Genomic DNA, 19,151 nt, shown 5'->3' with positions numbered 1-19,151 from the left:
CATTATACTTTTTTAAGGACAATTTTCTCATTTTGACTGACGATTATTTTCTGAAAAAACTCTTTCAGCATATCATAATCTTCTGCTGCAAAAATAGGTTTGTTTATTTCTTTTATAACCTGAACCATGATTTTATTTTCATCAGAAACTGTATTAATCAAGAAAGAGGCTTCTTTATTTTCAAGTGAAATTCTCTTAGGCTTAGGCAGAGATTCCACAGCATAACCTTCAGGCACTTCAAAAGAAAAGTTATAGACATACTGGTGTGGGTAGCCAAAATAAATAGATGCTTGCCTTATCTCCTGTACAAATGGGTTCTTAGTGTCTGTAAAGAAAAGTAATGGTTTTAGAAATATTTTACCATTAATAATATCATACGGGCTGTTTAATGTAAAGCTAAAGTTTTCAACAACAGGTTTCGATAAATCCTCTTTTTTGTTTTCAATTGTGTAATCTGTGATTTCGCTTTTATTTAAATCATTTTCTAATTTTTCAAGGTAAGAATCTTCACTTTTACCTGAATTTATTTCTCTAAAATTGAAAGCTGAATAATCAGATCTTTTTATCCTCAACTGCCCCTCAATTTTTCCTAAAACAGGATTTATAGCTGCGGTTACATTATAATTGTCTTTGGAAGGTACTGAAGTAATCATTTCGACTTCTTCTGAAGAACCATCTTCTTTGATAAGTCTTCCTTTCCAGTTTAAAAGATTTAACGGCAATATATTAGGCGCTGTAAACTTATTTGTCGCATCCAGTAAAATTTTCTTTCCGCCAATTTCAGCCTGTGCAATGACATAATTAAAAACAGTTCGGTTTGGAAAAACCGGAATACCATTTTCAAGTGTACTAACTAAAACCGGATCTGCATTAATACCGGCACTTTTGAGCATTGCAATCAGAATAAAATTTATTTCAGCAACATTTCCGGTTTTGGCTTCGTATGCTTTTTTAACCCCTTTGTCTACATAATAGCCTTTTTCTTTGTTCCAGTTCATTTTATTCTGTACAAACTTAAAAATTACATTTAGACGTTCTTCATGAGAATCTACATTTTGCAATAATCCTTTTAGATCATTTAAAAAATAATCTTTTAATTTAAGCTCCTCTCCAAAGTCTTTATTTTTATAGATTGTAGTTGCAACCCCTTCCCATGTGTTTGTATAATCTACAACCGGCATATCAGGAAATCTTTTTCTCTCTAATTCATTTTGTATTGAACCTCTGTAGTTTTCTATATTGTCAACAAATTTTTCATTTGTGAGTGCCGGAATATCCTTAAACGTATAAAGACTATTAATTTGTTTATAACCGCTCGCATAAACTTGTGTGCTTCCAACAACTTCAGCATTAGTTTGAATTTTTGTAGTTCCAATTAGCAATGTTTTGTAAAGAAAAAATTCCGGGATTTCGGTTTTGTATTCAAAAAAATTAACCGGAATATCATATTGAAAATCAAAATCAGGAAGCCTGACAATATTTTCTGACCTCAGGATATATTTGAATTCTATAACAGAGCCTGCTTTTACGTTAGGCAGCGTTATGGTCTCTTGATTCCAGTATTTATTTATTTTATTTTTAAAGTGGCCTTCACTCTCTAATTTTGTCTTTACAATTGCGCCGTTCTCAAGATTATACGTTACGGCATTTGAAAATTTAACACTATCATCACCCAGATTTTCATACCCCACATAATAGGAAACTTTTTGATTTGCCCAGCTTAAACCTTCTGTCCTGTAAATTTTGATTCTGAATTCATATACATTATTAGCCGTAAAACCTCTTCCGCCTGTATAAGTAAAAAAAGTCTTTCCCCTTTTAAATAAAATTGCAGCTACAGCTGAAGTGTCTTTTGGATGGACTTTTTGCTCTAACTCGGCAATTGTAACTTTTCCCAGCTCATAATTTTGGGCTTGGACATTAATAAAATTACAAATCAATAATATGGCTATGATTATAGTTCGAAATGTCATCATTAAATTCTCTTTAAAACAATTTTCTCGCTTTCTTTCGCAATCATTGCTTTATAATATTCTTTAAGCATTTCGTATTGCTGTGTTGATACAATTGCTTCATTAATTTGGTGTGAAATAACCATTTGAAGTGTATTTTCATTAGCCGCAATATTAAATTTAAAAGCACCTAAATTATCCTGCATGTTCATGGCCGCAGGAACAGGCAATGATTCAACGACAAATCCATCCGGAATTTTAACTGTTATATTGTATTTGTCTAAAAATGGAAAACCAAAATCAACCGGATACTCCCTTGTTTCCTGATTAAAAGGATTTTTTTCATTGGTAAAAAACAGCATTGGAGATACATAAATTTTATCACCTATTCTTTCACATAAATTTGAACCGGTAAAAGAATAAGTTTCTGAAAGCGGCAAAAGCAGTTCTTTTTCATTTGTCCTGCTATATTCACTTATTTCTATTTTTTTATTATCGTTTTCTAATTTTTCAAGATAGGATTCTTCTTTTTGACCACTTATCTTTTCCCTGAAAATCATCGCATTATAGTCTGAACACTGTCTTTTGGCTTTTCCTGTAATTTTACCATCTGCATCAACATTATAGCTCATAAAAACAATATCCCCCGATGGCTTTTTAGGCATTAATTCTACTTCATCCGAAGTACCATCTTTTCTAATCAGCCTACCTTTCCAGTTTAAAGCTCTCATAGGCAAAACGTTTGGTAAGGAGAATTTGTCGGTTGCATCCAGCAAAATATTACCTGTATCTGTTTCAACCGCTGCTATTACATAATTATAGGCTGTTCTGTTAGGAAATAATGAAATTCCGTTATCCCGCGTACTTACCAAAACAGGATTTGCAGTTAGGCCTGCATAACGCAGCATGGCTGTCAGCATTAAATTTATTTCGGCTACATTACCTGACTTTTCCTGATATGCCTTACGAACGCCTTTATCACACCAGTAACTGTAATATTTATTCCATTTTACATTTGATTTAACGTGATTCAGAATAATCAGTATTTTCTCCTCAGGACTTGTAATTCCTGTCAGCAATGTTTTCAAATCATCTTCAAAATATCCGGTTTTATTTAATTCAGGACCAAAATCATCGTATTCATAAATTGTCTTTGCAACAGAATTCCAGTCTGTAGACAGCATTTTCATTGGACTGTTTGGAAACTTTACCATTGAGAGCTCCTGTTCTAAACTCGAGGTATAATTATCTATATTATTCACAAAAGATTCTTCTTTCATGGCTGGTAAATCCTGAGCAACATAAGTAGTCTGTGTTTCAGTATAATCAACTTTGCTTGTAGAAAAAGTTGTTTGCGTATTAGACCATCCGCCACCAGATCTTTCCTTGTTTGTGAAAGTTATTGATTTTGGTTGTTTTTCAACCGTTACTTTAGGAAAAACATATCCTTTTTGTCTGACATTAAAAACATAATATTCCGGTATGTAGGTTACAAACTCAGAATAGTTTACCGGAATATTGGTTTGAAAAGCCCATTCTCTCATCATTCCAATGTTTCCTGTTCTAATTGTATAACTAAATTCTAAAACAGAACCTTCTTTTACATTAGGCATTGTAATTTTCTTTCTTGCTCTGTATTTGTTTACTTCTTCAGTGAAAATTCCATCACTTTTAAGCTTTGTTTTTTCAACTTTTCCATTTACCAAATTATAAGTATTCACATCTGAAAAGTCAACTTTTTCCCTTGAATCGTTACTCCCAATATAATATACTACTCCCTGGTTCGCCCAATTGTATCCTTCCTTTTTATAAATTTTAATGCGGGTATCTACCTTTGTTACTAAAATAAATCCGTCGTTAGTATCATATTCAATTCTGGCTGAGCCTTTTTTATATAATATTGTTGCTGCCGCAGAAGAATCTTTTGGATGTATCTTTTGCTCTAATTCTGCAACAGATACTTTTCCTAATCTAAAATCCTGAGCAGTTGTTTTGAAAAAAATAAAGAATAGAAATAGAAGAATGTAAAATTTAATAAATTTCATTTGGTTTGATTTTGGTTTGATTTGGTTTTGGTTAGTTCTTTGCTAATATGATTTTCGCATTATCGTTTCTTGAAATTTGTTCCATAAAAAGGCGGTATTCATCATATTCTTTGCTGGAATATTTTCCTTTGTTTAAAAACATGGAGCGTTTATAGGTCAGTTTGTTATTTTCCTTTTTGATGATTTCAGTCTTATATTCTCCAAATTTTCCTTTTAATTCAAAGTTTGAAGGCAGAAATTCAATAGAAAAACCTGTAGGAAGGTTAATTTCAATTTCATCGGTATCTAAATAACCACGTTGGATCTGAAAGGGATTTTTACGGTTTCGGATGCGCTTGATATTGCTTTTACTTTGATTAAAAGCATCTACCGGAAAAATCATTTTATTGGCCAAAATCACACCATAATTTGTCGCTGTAATTTGAACATCTTCAGTAAAACGAATATTCTCTTTATCATTAGTAAATGTAACTTTGCCCAATTTCAAATTATTGATCTTACTCCAATATTCTTTATAATGGGCTTCTTTTTCTGTAGGCTGTAAAGTTTCAGTTCTGGATTTTGAGCTATACTGAGAACCTTCAGAAGCTATTGAAATATGACCGGAAAGATTGCCGTTTTCATCAATACTATAACTTCCTTTATCGGTTTGAGAATTTCCTTTGTCTTCATATATTTTAGTTCTGACAATTACACCTCCTTCAGGTTTTACTACCAAAACATCACGGTCATCTGTAAATGTCCCCTGATATCCAAACGGATCATCCTGGCTTGTACATTCTAAAAAAGTATAGTTATCTCCGTTTGGAACTGCCAGTATCATATGGTTTCCCTGCATTGAGACAAAATCAGACTGTATATTGGACTTATAACGATCGCCATATAAAATGGTATTATACGAAGGGACATCAACCGTCTGCAAAAGTGCTTTCGTATAATTGGACAATGCTTTACAGTCGCCATATCCCAGACGGTCAACATCAGTCGCCAGCATTGGTTTCCAGCCGCCAATCCCAACCTGAATACTTACATATCTGGATTTTTTCTGTACGTAGTCGTAAATAATTTTAGCTTTTTTTACCGGATCTTTTTCATCTCCAACAAGCGCTTTTATTTTTATTTTAGTTTCTTCCGGCAATGTTGTTGTACCTGATAAAATTTTATCACCATACCATTTACCGAATTCTTCCCAGGTTGTTGCTGTTCCGTCTACCCCTTCTAAATGAAATTTTTCAAGGCCCATCATTATTCTTGGATAAAGATCGCGCGAAGACGGACTAAGATCTTCTGCTTTCTGAGCTAAAATATTTACAGCCTCATAGCTTAGTCTGGTATCCGTATCAACCGTTTTATTGATATTAAATTCTGAAAAATGAAACTCTTTCTTTTTAAACCCAAGGTTACCAGGAAAAGTAACATTCAACACACATTTTTCAACACTAACGTAATATCCTCCCAAAAAGTACCATTGGGGTATAAAAGCCGTATTTGAGGTTTCGGTTTCACTGGTGTAAACAATTGTAAAAGGATACGAAACCGGTGTATAATCTAAATAAAGAACACGATTATCTGAAAAAAGAGTACTTCCGCTTACAGCACTTTGGTCTCTAAAATCTTTTCGCTTAATCTTTTTGATTTCGGTACCTAATGCATCATAAACAATGGCTTCGATGTTTTTTACTGAAGTGGATTTATCGTAATGCTGATACGCATCAATATCACTTAACCCCTTTTCATTTAAAACCGATACAACTCTCTGGGTTTTGATGTTCATGCTTCTTTGGGAAGCGATGATGATATCCATTTGATCTAAACGCACAACTGCATTAGCATTTTCTTTCAGACTGTCTTTAATTGAAGAGATAAGATAAGTGCTTTTTTGGGCTGAAGAAATTAAAGTAAATAAGAAAAGAAGTAACGAGTAACAAGGAGTCTTCATTAGTAAGTATTTTCGTCAAATATAGATATTTTTAGAAATTCTTAACAAATGTTTAGTTGTTTTTTATTCCTTGTTTTTACTGTCAATTGTGATAGTTACGGGACCATCATTTAACAGCCTGACTTTCATATCTGCACCAAAAATTCCGGTTTGTATTTTCTTCTGGAATTCTTTTTCCAATGCTTTCACGAAGTTCTCGTACATCGGAATTGCAAATTCTGGTTTTGAGGCTTTTATATACGAAGGGCGGTTTCCTTTTTTAGTGGAAGCGTGAAGTGTAAACTGACTTACGACAATAATTTCTCCGTCAATATCCTGAACAGAACAATTCATGACATCATTCTCATCTCCAAAAATTCTCATTTTTATTATTTTACCGGCAAGCCAGTCGATATCTTCCTGCGTGTCTGCATCTTCGATTCCAACTAAGACTAAAAGACCTTTTTGAATATCGGCAACTTTTTTCCCTTCAACGGTTACTGATGCTTCTGAGACTCTCTGAATTACTACTTTCATTAAACTGTGAATTGTGGTTTGACACCAATCATTAAAGGATTAAACAGATTTTATTTCTGACGTTTAGATGCACTACAGTGCATCTCTACAGTGCAATTGCCATCATGTTCATTTTGGAAGTTGGAATTTAAAAAATTGGAATTTAATTTTTTATTTCCTCGTTTCATCACTCGCTGCCCGGTCCTCACCATAAGTATCCGTACGATAATGTTCATCATCACCTTCGAGGATTTTAAGATAACTGTTGTAACGCGACCAGGCTATTTCATCTTTTTCCAAAGCTGCTTTGATGGCACAATGCGGTTCTTCTTTGTGTAAACAGTTGTTAAACTTGCACTGATCTTTTAATCTGAAAAATTCCGGAAAATAACCGCTGATTTCGGTCGGCTCCATATCAACTATTCCGAAACCTTTGATTCCCGGAGTATCTATGATTCTGGCATCAAAAGACAGATCATACATTTCGGCAAAAGTAGTGGTATGCTGGCCTTGTTTGCTTTGTTCTGAAATTACTGTAGTTTTTAGATGAAGACTTGGTTCCATCGCATTGACCAAAGTTGATTTTCCAACTCCCGAATGTCCGGAAAACATACTCACTTTGCCAATCATCATCTCTTTCAGCTTATCAACTCCTTTATCTTCTGTGGATGAAATTCGGAGACATTTATATCCTATTTCAGTATAAATGTGCTGCAAATAAAGCTGATCGTCTAATGTTTGTTCCGTTAAAGTATCAATTTTATTAAAAATCAGGATAGCCTCAATTCCGTAGGCTTCGGCAGTAACCAAAAAACGATCTATAAAACTGGTAGTTGTTGGAGGATTATCAATCGTAACCAGTAAAAAAACCTGATCAATGTTAGAGGCAATAATGTGAATCTGTTTCGAAAGGTTAACCGATTTACGAACGATATAGTTTTTCCTTTCATGAATAGTATGAATCATTCCCGTCACCGCATCTGAGGTCTCTTCTAATTCATAATCGACAATATCACCTACAGCAATAGGATTGGTACTTTTTATGCCTTTTATTCTGAATTTCCCTTTCATACGGCATTCCACAAAATCTCCACTTTCAGATTTTACGGTGTACCAGCTTCCTGTAGATTTATAGACGGTTCCTGTCATTCTTTAATTTTAGATTGCTGATTTTAGATTAAACCTAAATTCTTTGCAAAGATAAATGAATAATTTAAACCATATAAGTTATATAAGCGAATATAGACAGTAACTTTTTATAAGAAAAAAATCCCCATCACTTCCTTCAAAGCAATAGGGATTTTTAAAAAACAATTAATTTTAATGTCGTGATATAATTAAAATTATCAACAAAGCTTTTAAAAAACTTAAATTAACTTATATCACTTATAGGATTAAAGAAAATTATGCGTTGAAAATTTTCTCCTGGTGACCGATACTTTCCTGGTGAATTGCTTTGAACATTTTTAAAACAAACTCTTCAGTAAGACCTTTTTTCTCACCTTCTAAAATCATTTTTCCTAAGATTTCGTTCCAACGGCTGTTTTGAAGGATTGCAACGTTAGCATCTTTTTTAACCTGACCAATTTCGTCAGCAACTTTCATACGTTTTCCTAACAACTCTAATAAGTTAGCATCCAGAACGTCGATATTAGCTCTTAGTTTCGTCATTTTCTGGCTGTACTCATCTGTAGTATCATCCGTTTTTCTGATAGTCAAATCTTTGATGATTTGTTTCAAAGTATCCGGAGTAACCTGTTGAGCAGCATCAGACCAGGCGTTGTCCGGATCGATATGAGTTTCGATAATCATACCGTCGTAGTTCAGGTCTAAAGCTTCCTGAGTTACTTCGAAAATCATTTTACGATCTCCGGTAATGTGGGATGGATCGATGATCAATGGTAAATCAGGGAATTTATTTTGCAATTCGATAGCAATCTGCCATTCCGGAATGTTTCTGTATTTTGTTTTTTCGTAAGTAGAGAAACCTCTGTGGATTACTCCTAATTTCTCGATTCCAGCCATGTGTAAACGCTCAACACCACCTAACCATAAAGCTAAATCCGGGTTTACAGGGTTTTTCACCAAAACAATTTTATCAGTTCCTTTTAATGTATCAGCAATTTCCTGAACTGCGAAAGGGTTTGCAGTTGTACGTGCACCAACCCATAAAACGTCGATATCATGTTCTAAAGCTAATTTACAGTGCGCTGCAGTTGCAACCTCAGTTCCCATTAATAAACCAGTTTCAGCTTTTGCTTTTTGCAACCATTTCAAACCAATTTCGCCAACACCTTCAAATCCTCCCGGACGCGTTCTTGGTTTCCAGATTCCGGCTCTGAATACACTAACTTTTGAATCTTTCAGTTCGTGAGCGATTTTCAAAACCTGATCTTCAGTTTCTGCACTACAAGGTCCAGCTATCACAAGTGGGTGATCTAAATTGAAATCCTCTAACCACTTTCTCATTTCTTTCTTATTTTCCATCGTTTTATAGTTTACTTTTTTATTGTTATTCCGTTTAATATTTCTCTTATTTTATTGACGCTTTCCATTTCTTCAAAAATGGCATTATAATTATCATCTGCCAGCAAATCCCTAAACTGCGTTAAATTTGCGATATACCCTTCTAAGGTTTCCAGAACGTACTCTTTGTTTTGTTTAAAAATCGGTGTCCACATTGCCGGTGAACTTTTTGCCAGACGAACGGTACTCTCAAATCCACTTCCCGCCATATCAAAAATATCCTGTTCGTCTTTTTCTTTAACCATTACTGTTTTCCCAAGCATAAACGAACTAATGTGCGATAAATGCGAAACGTAAGCAATGTGTTTGTCGTGTGAAACGGGATCCATATACCGAATCCTCATTCCTATTTCGCTGAAAAGCTGTAATGCTTTTTCCTGCAGTTTGAAAGCGGTTTTTTCTACTTCACAGATAATGTTCGTCTTTCCATTAAACAAACCTTTTATTGCTGCCGATGGTCCTGAAAACTCTGTCCCTGCAATTGGATGTGTAGCAATAAAATTTCTCCTTTTTGGATGATTTGCTACTGCATCGCAAATTGGCTTTTTGGTCGATCCTACTTCAAAGACAATCGTCTTATCTCCAACGGCATCCAGAACTTTAGGCAAAACCGTCAGCGCAACATCTACCGGAACGGATACGATTACAAAATCTGCTTTTTGCAAATCCTCAAAGCTTCCCGCTTCATCAATAACGCCCAAATCAATCGCCTGCTGCAAATGTTTTTCGTTATTGTCAATTCCGAAAATAGTCGCAGCGGGATGCTTTTCTTTGATGTCCAGCACCATCGAACCGCCTATTAATCCTATTCCTATTACGTATACTTTCATATTCTTTTTTATTAGAAGCTGTTTCCTGCTATCCGCTGTATCTTTTATGGCGAACCCCGCCATAAAAGGATGCCGCTTCTATCAGGGCTAGGGCTTCTCGTTTTTTCAAGACACTTTGTCATTGCGAGGAACGAAGCAATCTCAGTTGCTGAATCATTGTTAGTGTGATTGCTTCGTTCCTCGCAATGACTAAAACCTGTCTATTGCCTCTTGTACTTTTTCTTCTTTCACACATAATGAGAATCTGATATAACCTTCACCGTTACTACCAAAAATGGTTCCCGGTGTAATGAAAATATGTTTCTCATATAATATTTCGTCAATGAACTTCTCTGCTGATTCAATTCCTTCCGGAAGTTTGGCCCAAACAAATAAGCCAACTCCTTCTTTATACACTTTACAGTTTAATTTTTCTGCTAACTTTTCAGTTAATTCTCTACGGCGTCTGTAAATTTTGTTTTGGTCTTCAAACCAGGATTTATCACATTTCAAAGCTGCAATTGCTCCTTTTTGAATTCCGTAATACATGCCGCTGTCCATGTTGCTTTTTACTTTTAGGACCGCATCGATAATTTCAGGATTTCCTAAAACCATTCCGACTCTCCAGCCCGCCATGTTGAATGTTTTACTCAGTGAATTTAATTCTAAAGCCACATCTTTTGCACCTTCAACCTGCAATAAACTCATCGGATTATCATTCAAAACAAAACTATACGGATTATCATTGATCAGTAATAAGTTGTGTTTTTTAGCAAAAGCAACCAGTTTTTCAAATAACGCTAAACTTCCTCTAGCTCCTGTCGGCATGTGCGGATATCCCAGCCACATTATTTTAACTTTCGAAAGATCCAGTTTTTCTAAAGCTTCGAAATCCGGTTCCCATGCATTTTCTTCCTTCAAATCATAATAAACCGGAACTGCTTCTACCAAATTGGTTACCGATGTATAAGTCGGATAACCCGGATTCGGAATTAAAACGTGATCGCCCGGGTTTAAAAATGCAAGCGAAATATGCATGATTCCTTCTTTCGAACCCATCAGAGGTAAAATCTCATTATTCGGATTCACTGCAACACCAAACTGATCCTGATAAAAATCTGCCATCGCCTGCCTCATTTCCGGTAATCCCTGATAGCTCTGATACCCATGCCCGTTTTCGTCCTGAATGGCGGAGGCTACCGCTTCAATTACTGCTTTCGACGGACTCAAATCAGGGCTTCCGATTCCCATATTGATGATCGGTTTTCCTTCAGACATGAGTTGTCGAACTTCTCTCAGTTTTGATGAGAAGTAGTATTCTTCAACTGTGTCTAATCTTTTTGCTGTTGTAATCATTATTTTTATTTTTTGCTTTAGGCTTTACGACGTTAGCTTCATGTTTTATTTTTCGACTTTTAACTCTTCTGTCGCCCTGAGCGGAGTCGAAGGCTTTTAAAACTGAAGGGCTTCGACTGCGCTCAGCCTGACAATCTAAAATCTATTTTAAACTTTATGACTGAGTCAAAGGCTTTGTATTCTTATATTCCCCCAACACTTTAAAATACTCTGCCATTATATTTAATAACGCTTTGGCTTTTGCATAATCATCGTATTTCTCAAACGTTACATCTACGAAAAACGAATATTTCCACGGTGTTTCGATTTTTGGAAGCGACTGGATTTTCGTCAGATTCAGTTTGCAGTCACTCATTACATTTAAAACGGCTGCCAAACTTCCTCTTTTATGATCCAATTCAAATTTGACAGAAGCCCTGTTGATTTCGCTTTCCGGCAAAAATGAATTTTGCTTTTTAATGATTACGAAACGCGTCATATTGTTTTTGATCGTTTGAATCGATGGCGCAATAATATCCAGATCGTACATTTCAGCAGCTGTCTGGCTTGCAATCGCTGCAATTCCGGTTAATTGGTTTTGCTGAATTCTTCTTGCCGTTTCTGCCGTATCTTTATCCTCAACCAATTTGATATTTGGATATTGTTTCAGGAAATCCATACACTGCAAAAGTGCCATAGGGTGTGAATGAACTTCTCTGATATCTTCAATTTTCTGACCTCTCAAAGCCATTAAATTCTGCTGAATGTTTAAATAATGCTCTCCGATAATATGCAAATTATTCTTGTCAATCAAAGCATAATTCGGGATAATCGGGCCTGCAATCGAATTTTCAATCGCCATAACAGCCTGATCTGTTTTTCCGGCAATAAGGCTGTCGATCAGTTCTTCAAAAGACAGGCATTCATCAATATCTACATTTTCAGAGAAATACTCCTTCACAACCTGATGATGAAAAGAACCTTTGATACCTTGTATTGCAATCTTAGCTGTCATATAGTCAAAAAAAAATCCTGATTTTCATCAGGATTGTATATTAGTTTTATTTGTCTTTAATTTTGTTTCAAATAACCATAGCACAATCCTAACTTCTACTAAAGAAGAAATAAAAGTTGTTGCTAAAATAAAAACGGTTAGTTGCCATTTTGTTTGTGTTATTTTTTAAATTCTGTGCGAATGTATAAATTATTTCAACCGCACCAAAAAAAATAATGCATTTTATGAAACAAAAAAGGATTTCTTAACAAAATTAACTTGTTTTGTATGATATTTTAATCAATCAGGCTTGAAATGAGATTTTTACAATTGGTTTTTTGAAGCTTTTAAAATAAAACTGTAAAAAAACTTTGCTCATTAAATTATTTCCTTCCTCCATCTATTAATTGATAGTATCAAAAGAACATTTGCAACTACAACAAAAGTCAATAAAGTCATTTGCGATAAATTAGAAATATCTTCCATTCCAGTTGTTATAACATGAAATGCATTTAGCAATAAAAACAAAATTGCATAAACGAGTGAAGTAATTACAAACGTTTTGTGATTTACAAATAGAGTTAACAAAGCAAAAAACAACGAAATTATAGTAACCGCTATATAAAACTCTGGCATAAATTTCCCCTCCTTTTGCAATCACATTTGTAAAGCAGCTGTTCGATTGATAATCATCCATTTCTAATTTCCTGATTCAAATCATTTAAAATATGACTTATGCTTTAGATTATTTCATATAAGAAACTAATTTTCCTAAAAATCACTAAAAGTAGGTATTGCAAACACGGTTCTAATGAGTGAAATTTGCTAAACAAAAATAAACAAGGGTTTATAAAGCTAATTGATCCCTTAAAAACAAAGCAACAAGGAAAAGCTAAGTTTCTCCTTTAAAAGACAGAGCAATGGGATTATAAAGCTATTTGTCCCGTAAAAAAACAAAGCAACAAGGAAAAGCTAAGTTTCTCCTTCAAAAGACAGAGCAATGGATTATAAAGCTATTTGTTTCCTTAAAAACAAAGCCTAAAAAAAGAGCCAATGGCTCTTTTTTTATTTTATAAAATGTTTTTTGAACCAGTTTATTTAAAACAATCCAGAAACCGGTTTATTCTTAATTCCAATCTTAGAATAATCAAAATCCATTTTTTGCTGTAACAAAGAAGCATAAACTGACCTGAAATCAATTTGGTATTTTAAATCTCCATTTTCCAGATCAGCTAAATTTGGGTTACTCCCTAAAATTGTTCCTTTATTACTTCCTCCAATAATAAACATTGGAGCCGCTGTACCGTGATCAGTTCCGCTTCCGTTGTCTTTTACGCGTCTTCCAAATTCAGAAAACACCACGATTGTTACATTCTGAAGTAATTGCGCCTGTTTCAGATCGGTATAAAAGCTGTACAAGGCATCATTTAATTCTGTCAGTTTTCTTTCATGAATAGAAAGCTGATTGTCGTGCGTATCAAATCCGCCAAGGGAAGTATAATAGACTTTCGAATTCAGGTTTCCTTTTACCAGCCTCGCAATCCACTCTAGATTTTTAGACAATCCGGTTTTCGGATAACTGATTTCGGTTTTTGATTGCTTCAGGGCATTCTGAATATCATCTGAACCTTCTACAACCGAATTCGCAATTTTCCGTACAAAGTCCAATTGCGGATTATCGGATAGCTTTTCATTTTCCTTATTTGATTTCACCTTAAAACGATCGGGATCTTTTACCGTGATGGTATTCGGCTCCGCTCCTTTTAATGCCAGGTTATCTATCGAATCCAGATTAATCCCGGCAGTTGGCTGATGATCGTGGCATTGCAAATCCAGATATCTTCCTAACCAGCCTTCATTAATGTATTTATTGGAATCCGCAGCTGTCTGCCAAATTTCCTGACTGCGAAAGTGCGAACGAACCGGTTCAGGATAACCTACATTTTGAATTACCGTTAAATCCCCGTTTTGCTGCATCTGAGCAAAATCTTTTAAGGCAGGATGAAAAGCCATTCCCTTGTTTTTACCCACAACAACATCTTTGTTCAGGGCAATTTTGGTTCTGAAATCATAATACAAAGGATCTTCGTACGGAATAAAAGTATTCAGTCCGTCATTTCCTCCGTTGAGCTGAACAAATACCAGACACTGCTCCCCGATTACCAAATTACTTTGTCCGCCAAATGCATGCAAAAAACTTGGAAGTACCAGTATTCCGCCGGTAAAAGTCCCCGTTAAGGTTAGAAAATTTCTTCTGTTCATAAAAATAGATTTTAGATCAACTGATATTCCGGTAATTTTGTGATATAATTAAACAAACGAACAACTGCATAGTTGGCATTAGGATTTTTAGGATCAAAATCATATTTAAGCAAATTTTCCATGTCTTTTTGCATGGATTCATTTACATTACATAATAATCTGTCTGAAAGTTCAGTGATAATCGTTTTATTGTTTCCGTTAGAATCAAACTGTATCTTAACTTCTCTTTTTCCTAATTCCTTTTGAGGCTTAGAAGATTCCATCATCATAGTATTGACCGCTTTTTTTGAAAGACTTCTCCCGCTGCAAAGCAAATCTGAAGTATTATTTCGCTGCAGATATACCTGCGAAGTGAGCCATGAATTACCTCCATCCCAGCCTTTCACATTCACCTGATTGTACAAATCCATTCCCTGTTGTTTTAAAAAAGCAACAATCATGGCTTCATTATAACCTTTTAATTGCAATTCATCAATAAGCTGAAAAATATAAACCAAAGGATCTTTAATTTTATTTCCTGAAGCCTCATTGGCATATTCTTCAGTAAATATTTTAGTCAGTAGAGGTTTCATTTCAAAATTTACTTTCCTGAAATAGTCACCATAATATTTCACCGATTCTTCTGAGGGATTATCATAAAGAAACCATTTTAAAATTTTTCGTGTAATTAGGTACGGAATATTTTTTTGTTCGAAAATAATATCAACCAAATCATCGGATTTCCAGTTTCCGCTTCTTCCAAAATAGGTTTTAATGCTATTGTCTTCTAAATTTTTTCTGTAAACCGCAGCTTCATCACCATAATTTAATCCAGCCAAAGCTCTTGCTCCGTTTTTAATATCCTCTTCGGTGTAATTCCCGATTCCGATAGTGAATAATTCCAGTAATTCGCGGCTTAGGTTTTCGTTGATTTTGCCTTTTTTATTATCGACATTATCCAGGTATTTGACCATAGCATTCGATTTTACGATCTTTTTGGTCAGTTCTTTGAAATTTCCAAAAGCATTTTCGCGTAAAATCATATTGTGCTGGTAGATCCAGTAGTTGATTTTTACTTTTTGTGAAGTCGATACAAAATGATTGTGCCAGAAACAAACCATTTTCTCCCGCAACGGAAATTCATCCGTATCCATTTTGGCAATCCACCATTTTTTGAGTTCGGCTGTAGTCTGGGTTTCTTTTTTCTGGATTTTATTTTTTTCTTCGGGATCGAGATTTTTTGCAGATTGACGTAATGCTTTGTATTCAGCAATTGTTTTGGGAGTATCCTGTAAAAAATCAGGAAGCTGTGTATCAAACTTTGAATCGTATGATTTCTTTAAAAATTTTTCTAATCCGAATTTTTCGATTTTAGCAGCTTCCTTTCCAGAGAAACCCAATCGTAACGACCAAAGATTGCTTTTTTTCATAACAAAGAGGTTAGTTTAAGATTAGACTTTGTTTCTGTAAAAAGGTTTAATTTTTTAAAGATTTTAACTCTGATATTCTGAGTACTCAATTGTTAGTCAAATCTAAGTTTAATTTAACCAATACTTTTCATCAATATTGTCATTCCGAGGAACGAGGAATCTCCACAAGAAACTCAACCCCAACATGCAAACGTTCTTAGCATGAAAGAAATTACATTTTAGAAAGAAAATTCTTTATTTATTTATAATTTTGAATATAAATCAATATCATCCTAATGAAATTATCAGAAGGTTACCACACTTATTGGATCTACATTATAACAAACAAATCAAAGACTGTTTTATATACTGGCGTCACCAACAACTTAAAAATTCGTTTACATCAACATACAGAAAATATTATTAATGGAAATAAAAGCTTTGCTTCAAAATATAAAGTTGAGTTTTTACTATATTATGAAAAGTTTACCTGGATTCATGAAGCTATTAGCCGTGAAAAAGAAATAAAAGGCTGGAGTAGAAATAAAAAATTAGAGTTAATCAAAACCATTAATGCCGATTTGGATTTTTTGAACTCTTTATTTAATTAAAGCTACCAACATAAAGTTTAATAATCTGGAAATGCTTCTGGAATTTTTGTGTTGTTACTTATTCTAAATAATTTCCTCTCAGTTTGTCATCCTGACGGAGGAAAGATCTTCACAAGAAACTCTACAATGCTAATCATCAATCTTTGTCGAGTTTCTTGCGAAGATTCCTCGTTCCTCGGAATGACAAATTGCGAATAAAAAACAAAATGATATAAAAAAGCAGCTATCATGACAATAACTGCTTTCTATTAATTTCGAATAAATCTTTTCTCTTTATTCTATTTTCTTTATTCTAAAAAAATTAAGACCCACACATCTCACAATCCTCAGGACCTGCAGCTTGTGCTTTTAACAGCATCGCTTTGTATTCCTCAATATTGATTTCTTCCGTTTCTGCAACTAAGGTTGGTGTTTCTTCTTTTTTATCGTTGTTTAATGTGAATTTAATCGCATCTACAGCCGCTTTTGTTCTTAGGTAATACATTCCTGTTTTCAAACCTGACTGCCATGCGTAAAAGTGCATTGAGGTTAGTTTAGAATAATTGGCATCCTGCATGAACAAGTTCAGTGATTGAGACTGGTCAATAAAGTATCCTCTCTGACGGGACATATCGATAATATCTTTCATCGACATTTCCCAAACTGTTTTATATAATTCTTTCAGGTCTTGCGGAATCACATCAATATTTTGTACAGATCCGTTATGACGCATGATTTCCTGTTTCAATGACTCGTTCCATAGACCTCTTTCAACTAAGTCATGAAGCAAATGTTTGTTTACGACGATGAATTCTCCGGACAATACACGACGTGTGTAAATGTTTGAAGTATACGGTTCGAAAGCTTCGTTGTTACCCAAAATCTGAGAAGTCGAAGCAGTTGGCATTGGCGCAACCAATAACGAGTTACGAACACCGTGCTCCATAACTTCTTTTCTTAAAGAAGCCCAGTCCCAACGACCTGATAATTCTTCATCTTTCATTCCCCACATATTGTGCTGGAATTCTCCCTGAGACATTGGCGAACCTTCAAAAGTTGAATATGGTCCTTCTTCTTTCGCCATTTCCATAGAAGCGGTTACAGCTGCGAAGTATAAAGTTTCGAAAATTTCCTGATTCAGCTTTTTAGCTTCATCACTTGTAAAAGGCATACGTAACATGATAAAAGCATCGGCTAAACCTTGCACTCCCAATCCAACCGGACGGTGACGGAAGTTAGAGTTTTCTGCTTCTTTTACCGGATAGTAGTTTCTGTCGATTACTTTGTTCAGGTTACGGGTTACACGTTTTGTAACATTGTAAAGTGCCTCGTGATCGAATTTTCCGTTTTCAATAAACATTGGTAATGAGATTGAAGCCAGGTTACAAACTGCGATTTCATCTTTCGATGTAAACTCCATAATCTCAGTACACAAGTTAGAAGAACGAATAGTTCCTAAATTCTTGTGGTTCGATTTACGGTTTGCTGCATCTTTGTACAACATATATGGTGTTCCGGTCTCGATTTGAGATTCCAGGATTTTCTCCCACAATTCACGGGCACGGATTGTTTTTCTTCCTTTTCCTCTGAATTCATAATCCATGTACAGTTTTTCGAATTCTTCTCCGTAAACATCATATAATCCCGGGCATTCGTTAGGACACATCAACGTCCAGGGACCATCTTCCTGAACACGTTTCATAAATAAATCGGATGTCCACATCGCGAAGAACAAATCTCTGGCACGCATTTCTTCTTTTCCTGTATTTTTCTTTAAATCCAAAAATTCGAAGATATCAGCATGCCATGTTTCGATATAAATTGCGAAACTTCCTTTACGTTTTCCTCCACCCTGATCTACATAACGCGCCGTATCGTTGAATACTCTCAACATCGGAACAATTCCGTTTGAAGTACCGTTTGTACCGCGAATGTAAGATCCTGTTGCACGAACATTATGAATAGAAAGACCAATTCCACCCGCTGACTGCGAGATTTTAGCCGTTTGTTTTAAGGTATCGTAAATTCCGTCAATACTGTCATCCTGCATTGCCAAAAGGAAACAAGAAGACATCTGAGGTTTTGGTGTTCCGGCATTGAACAACGTTGGCGTTGCGTGCGTGAAGTATTTTTTAGACATTAAATCATAGGTTTCAATTACCGATTTTAAATCGTCCAAGTGAATCCCTACAGCAACACGCATCAGCATATGCTGTGGTCTTTCGACGATTTTACCGTTTATTTTTAGCAAATAAGAACGCTCTAAAGTTTTGAAACCAAAGTAATCGTAATTAAAATCTCTTGTATAAATGATATGAGAATCCAAGAAAGCGGCGTTTTCCTGAATCACTTTGTAAACATCATCTGCAATTAATGGAGCTTCCTGACCATTTCTTGGATTCACGTAGTGGTACATATCTTTCATCGTTTCGGAGAAAGACTTTTTTGTATTTGAATGTAAGTTTGAAATTGCCACACGAGCTGCCAATTGTGCATAATCCGGATGCGCAATAGTCATCGAAGCCGCTGTTTCTGCCGCAAGATTATCAAGTTCAGATGTTGAAACTCCGTCATACAATCCTTCGATAACTCTCATGGCTACCTTAACAGGATCTACAAGCTCATTAAGCCCGTAACACAATTTTTTGATTCTTTCTGTAATCTTATCAAACATTACAGGCTCTTTGTGGCCATCTCTTTTTACTACATACATAAGCTTACTTTTTTATAGTTATTGAAAAATGAAAGGCACCGGAAAATGAATTCCGACACTAAACATTGCGTGTTTTTAAATTATTTTTTGAGAATTGTAAAAT

General features: G+C 34.9%; 13 protein-coding genes. 1 reads left to right on the top strand and 12 read right to left on the bottom strand.

Features of this window, described 5'->3' with window-relative positions:
- Positions 1-2: 2 nt before the first annotated feature.
- From GXM17_RS17185 to GXM17_RS17135, 11 genes are all read right to left on the bottom strand, one after another.
- Entirely contained in the window at positions 3-1,976 is a 1,974-nt protein-coding gene (locus GXM17_RS17185) for a DUF3857 domain-containing protein (protein WP_244307427.1), read from the bottom strand.
- Entirely contained in the window at positions 1,976-3,997 is a 2,022-nt protein-coding gene (locus tag GXM17_RS17180) for a transglutaminase family protein (RefSeq protein ID WP_163400610.1), read from the bottom strand. Before GXM17_RS17180 ends, GXM17_RS17185 begins: the two co-directional genes overlap by 1 nt.
- 31 nt (positions 3,998-4,028) lie before the next feature.
- Positions 4,029-5,936, bottom strand: coding sequence for a DUF3857 domain-containing protein (locus GXM17_RS17175; RefSeq protein WP_163400609.1), 1,908 nt, complete (start codon positions 5,934-5,936; stop codon positions 4,029-4,031).
- Positions 5,937-5,999: 63 nt separating this feature from the next.
- Positions 6,000-6,452 carry a D-aminoacyl-tRNA deacylase gene (gene dtd, locus GXM17_RS17170; RefSeq protein ID WP_163400608.1) on the bottom strand — a complete coding sequence of 151 codons (453 nt, stop codon included), beginning with the start codon at positions 6,450-6,452 and terminating at the stop codon, positions 6,000-6,002.
- Between the two features lie 150 nt (positions 6,453-6,602).
- A complete protein-coding gene (rsgA, locus tag GXM17_RS17165) occupies positions 6,603-7,580 on the bottom strand; it encodes a ribosome small subunit-dependent GTPase A (protein ID WP_163400607.1) in 978 nt (325 codons plus the stop codon).
- Positions 7,581-7,835: 255 nt separating this feature from the next.
- A complete protein-coding gene (locus GXM17_RS17160; protein WP_163400606.1) occupies positions 7,836-8,918 on the bottom strand; it encodes a bifunctional 3-deoxy-7-phosphoheptulonate synthase/chorismate mutase type II in 1,083 nt (360 codons plus the stop codon).
- Positions 8,919-8,929: 11 nt separating this feature from the next.
- Positions 8,930-9,787 (bottom strand): prephenate dehydrogenase, encoded by an 858-nt coding sequence (locus tag GXM17_RS17155; protein WP_163400605.1) that lies wholly within the window; start codon positions 9,785-9,787, stop codon positions 8,930-8,932.
- A 189-nt stretch (positions 9,788-9,976) separates the two neighbouring features.
- A complete protein-coding gene (locus tag GXM17_RS17150; protein ID WP_163400604.1) occupies positions 9,977-11,122 on the bottom strand; it encodes a pyridoxal phosphate-dependent aminotransferase in 1,146 nt (381 codons plus the stop codon).
- Positions 11,123-11,276: 154 nt separating this feature from the next.
- Complete coding sequence (locus GXM17_RS17145) at positions 11,277-12,116, bottom strand: prephenate dehydratase (protein ID WP_163400603.1); 840 nt, start codon at positions 12,114-12,116, stop codon at positions 11,277-11,279.
- Between the two features lie 1,077 nt (positions 12,117-13,193).
- Positions 13,194-14,357 (bottom strand): DUF1501 domain-containing protein, encoded by a 1,164-nt coding sequence (locus tag GXM17_RS17140; RefSeq protein ID WP_163400602.1) that lies wholly within the window; start codon positions 14,355-14,357, stop codon positions 13,194-13,196.
- 11 nt (positions 14,358-14,368) lie between these two features.
- Positions 14,369-15,766: a DUF1800 domain-containing protein gene (locus tag GXM17_RS17135; RefSeq protein ID WP_163400601.1), complete on the bottom strand. Its 1,398-nt coding sequence runs from the start codon at positions 15,764-15,766 to the stop codon at positions 14,369-14,371.
- Positions 15,767-16,041: 275 nt separating this feature from the next.
- Between GXM17_RS17135 and GXM17_RS17130 the strand changes: the two genes are divergently transcribed.
- Positions 16,042-16,356 carry a GIY-YIG nuclease family protein gene (locus GXM17_RS17130; RefSeq protein WP_163400600.1) on the top strand — a complete coding sequence of 105 codons (315 nt, stop codon included), beginning with the start codon at positions 16,042-16,044 and terminating at the stop codon, positions 16,354-16,356.
- A 301-nt stretch (positions 16,357-16,657) separates the two neighbouring features.
- Here GXM17_RS17130 and GXM17_RS17125 read toward each other — a convergent pair whose 3' ends face one another.
- Positions 16,658-19,048, bottom strand: a complete 2,391-nt coding sequence (locus tag GXM17_RS17125) for a ribonucleoside-diphosphate reductase subunit alpha (RefSeq protein ID WP_163400599.1) — start codon at positions 19,046-19,048, stop codon at positions 16,658-16,660.
- Positions 19,049-19,151: the final 103 nt, after the last annotated feature.

Source organism: Flavobacterium fluviatile (assembly GCF_010645065.1).
In the GTDB taxonomy this organism is placed as follows: Bacteria; Bacteroidota; Bacteroidia; order Flavobacteriales; family Flavobacteriaceae; genus Flavobacterium; species Flavobacterium fluviatile.
This window is presented reverse-complemented; position numbering and strand designations above follow the sequence as displayed.

Coding starts and splice junctions, on each gene's coding strand:
- GXM17_RS17150 (WP_163400604.1), bottom strand. CDS start 11,122: ATGATTACAACAGCAAAAAGATTAGACACAGTTGAAGAATACTACTTC.
- rsgA (WP_163400607.1), bottom strand. CDS start 7,580: ATGACAGGAACCGTCTATAAATCTACAGGAAGCTGGTACACCGTAAAA.
- GXM17_RS17130 (WP_163400600.1), top strand. CDS start 16,042: ATGAAATTATCAGAAGGTTACCACACTTATTGGATCTACATTATAACA.
- GXM17_RS17175 (WP_163400609.1), bottom strand. CDS start 5,936: ATGAAGACTCCTTGTTACTCGTTACTTCTTTTCTTATTTACTTTAATT.
- GXM17_RS17155 (WP_163400605.1), bottom strand. CDS start 9,787: ATGAAAGTATACGTAATAGGAATAGGATTAATAGGCGGTTCGATGGTG.
- GXM17_RS17185 (WP_244307427.1), bottom strand. CDS start 1,976: ATGATGACATTTCGAACTATAATCATAGCCATATTATTGATTTGTAAT.
- GXM17_RS17180 (WP_163400610.1), bottom strand. CDS start 3,997: ATGAAATTTATTAAATTTTACATTCTTCTATTTCTATTCTTTATTTTT.
- GXM17_RS17135 (WP_163400601.1), bottom strand. CDS start 15,766: ATGAAAAAAAGCAATCTTTGGTCGTTACGATTGGGTTTCTCTGGAAAG.
- GXM17_RS17145 (WP_163400603.1), bottom strand. CDS start 12,116: ATGACAGCTAAGATTGCAATACAAGGTATCAAAGGTTCTTTTCATCAT.
- GXM17_RS17140 (WP_163400602.1), bottom strand. CDS start 14,357: ATGAACAGAAGAAATTTTCTAACCTTAACGGGGACTTTTACCGGCGGA.
- GXM17_RS17160 (WP_163400606.1), bottom strand. CDS start 8,918: ATGGAAAATAAGAAAGAAATGAGAAAGTGGTTAGAGGATTTCAATTTA.
- dtd (WP_163400608.1), bottom strand. CDS start 6,452: ATGAAAGTAGTAATTCAGAGAGTCTCAGAAGCATCAGTAACCGTTGAA.
- GXM17_RS17125 (WP_163400599.1), bottom strand. CDS start 19,048: ATGTATGTAGTAAAAAGAGATGGCCACAAAGAGCCTGTAATGTTTGAT.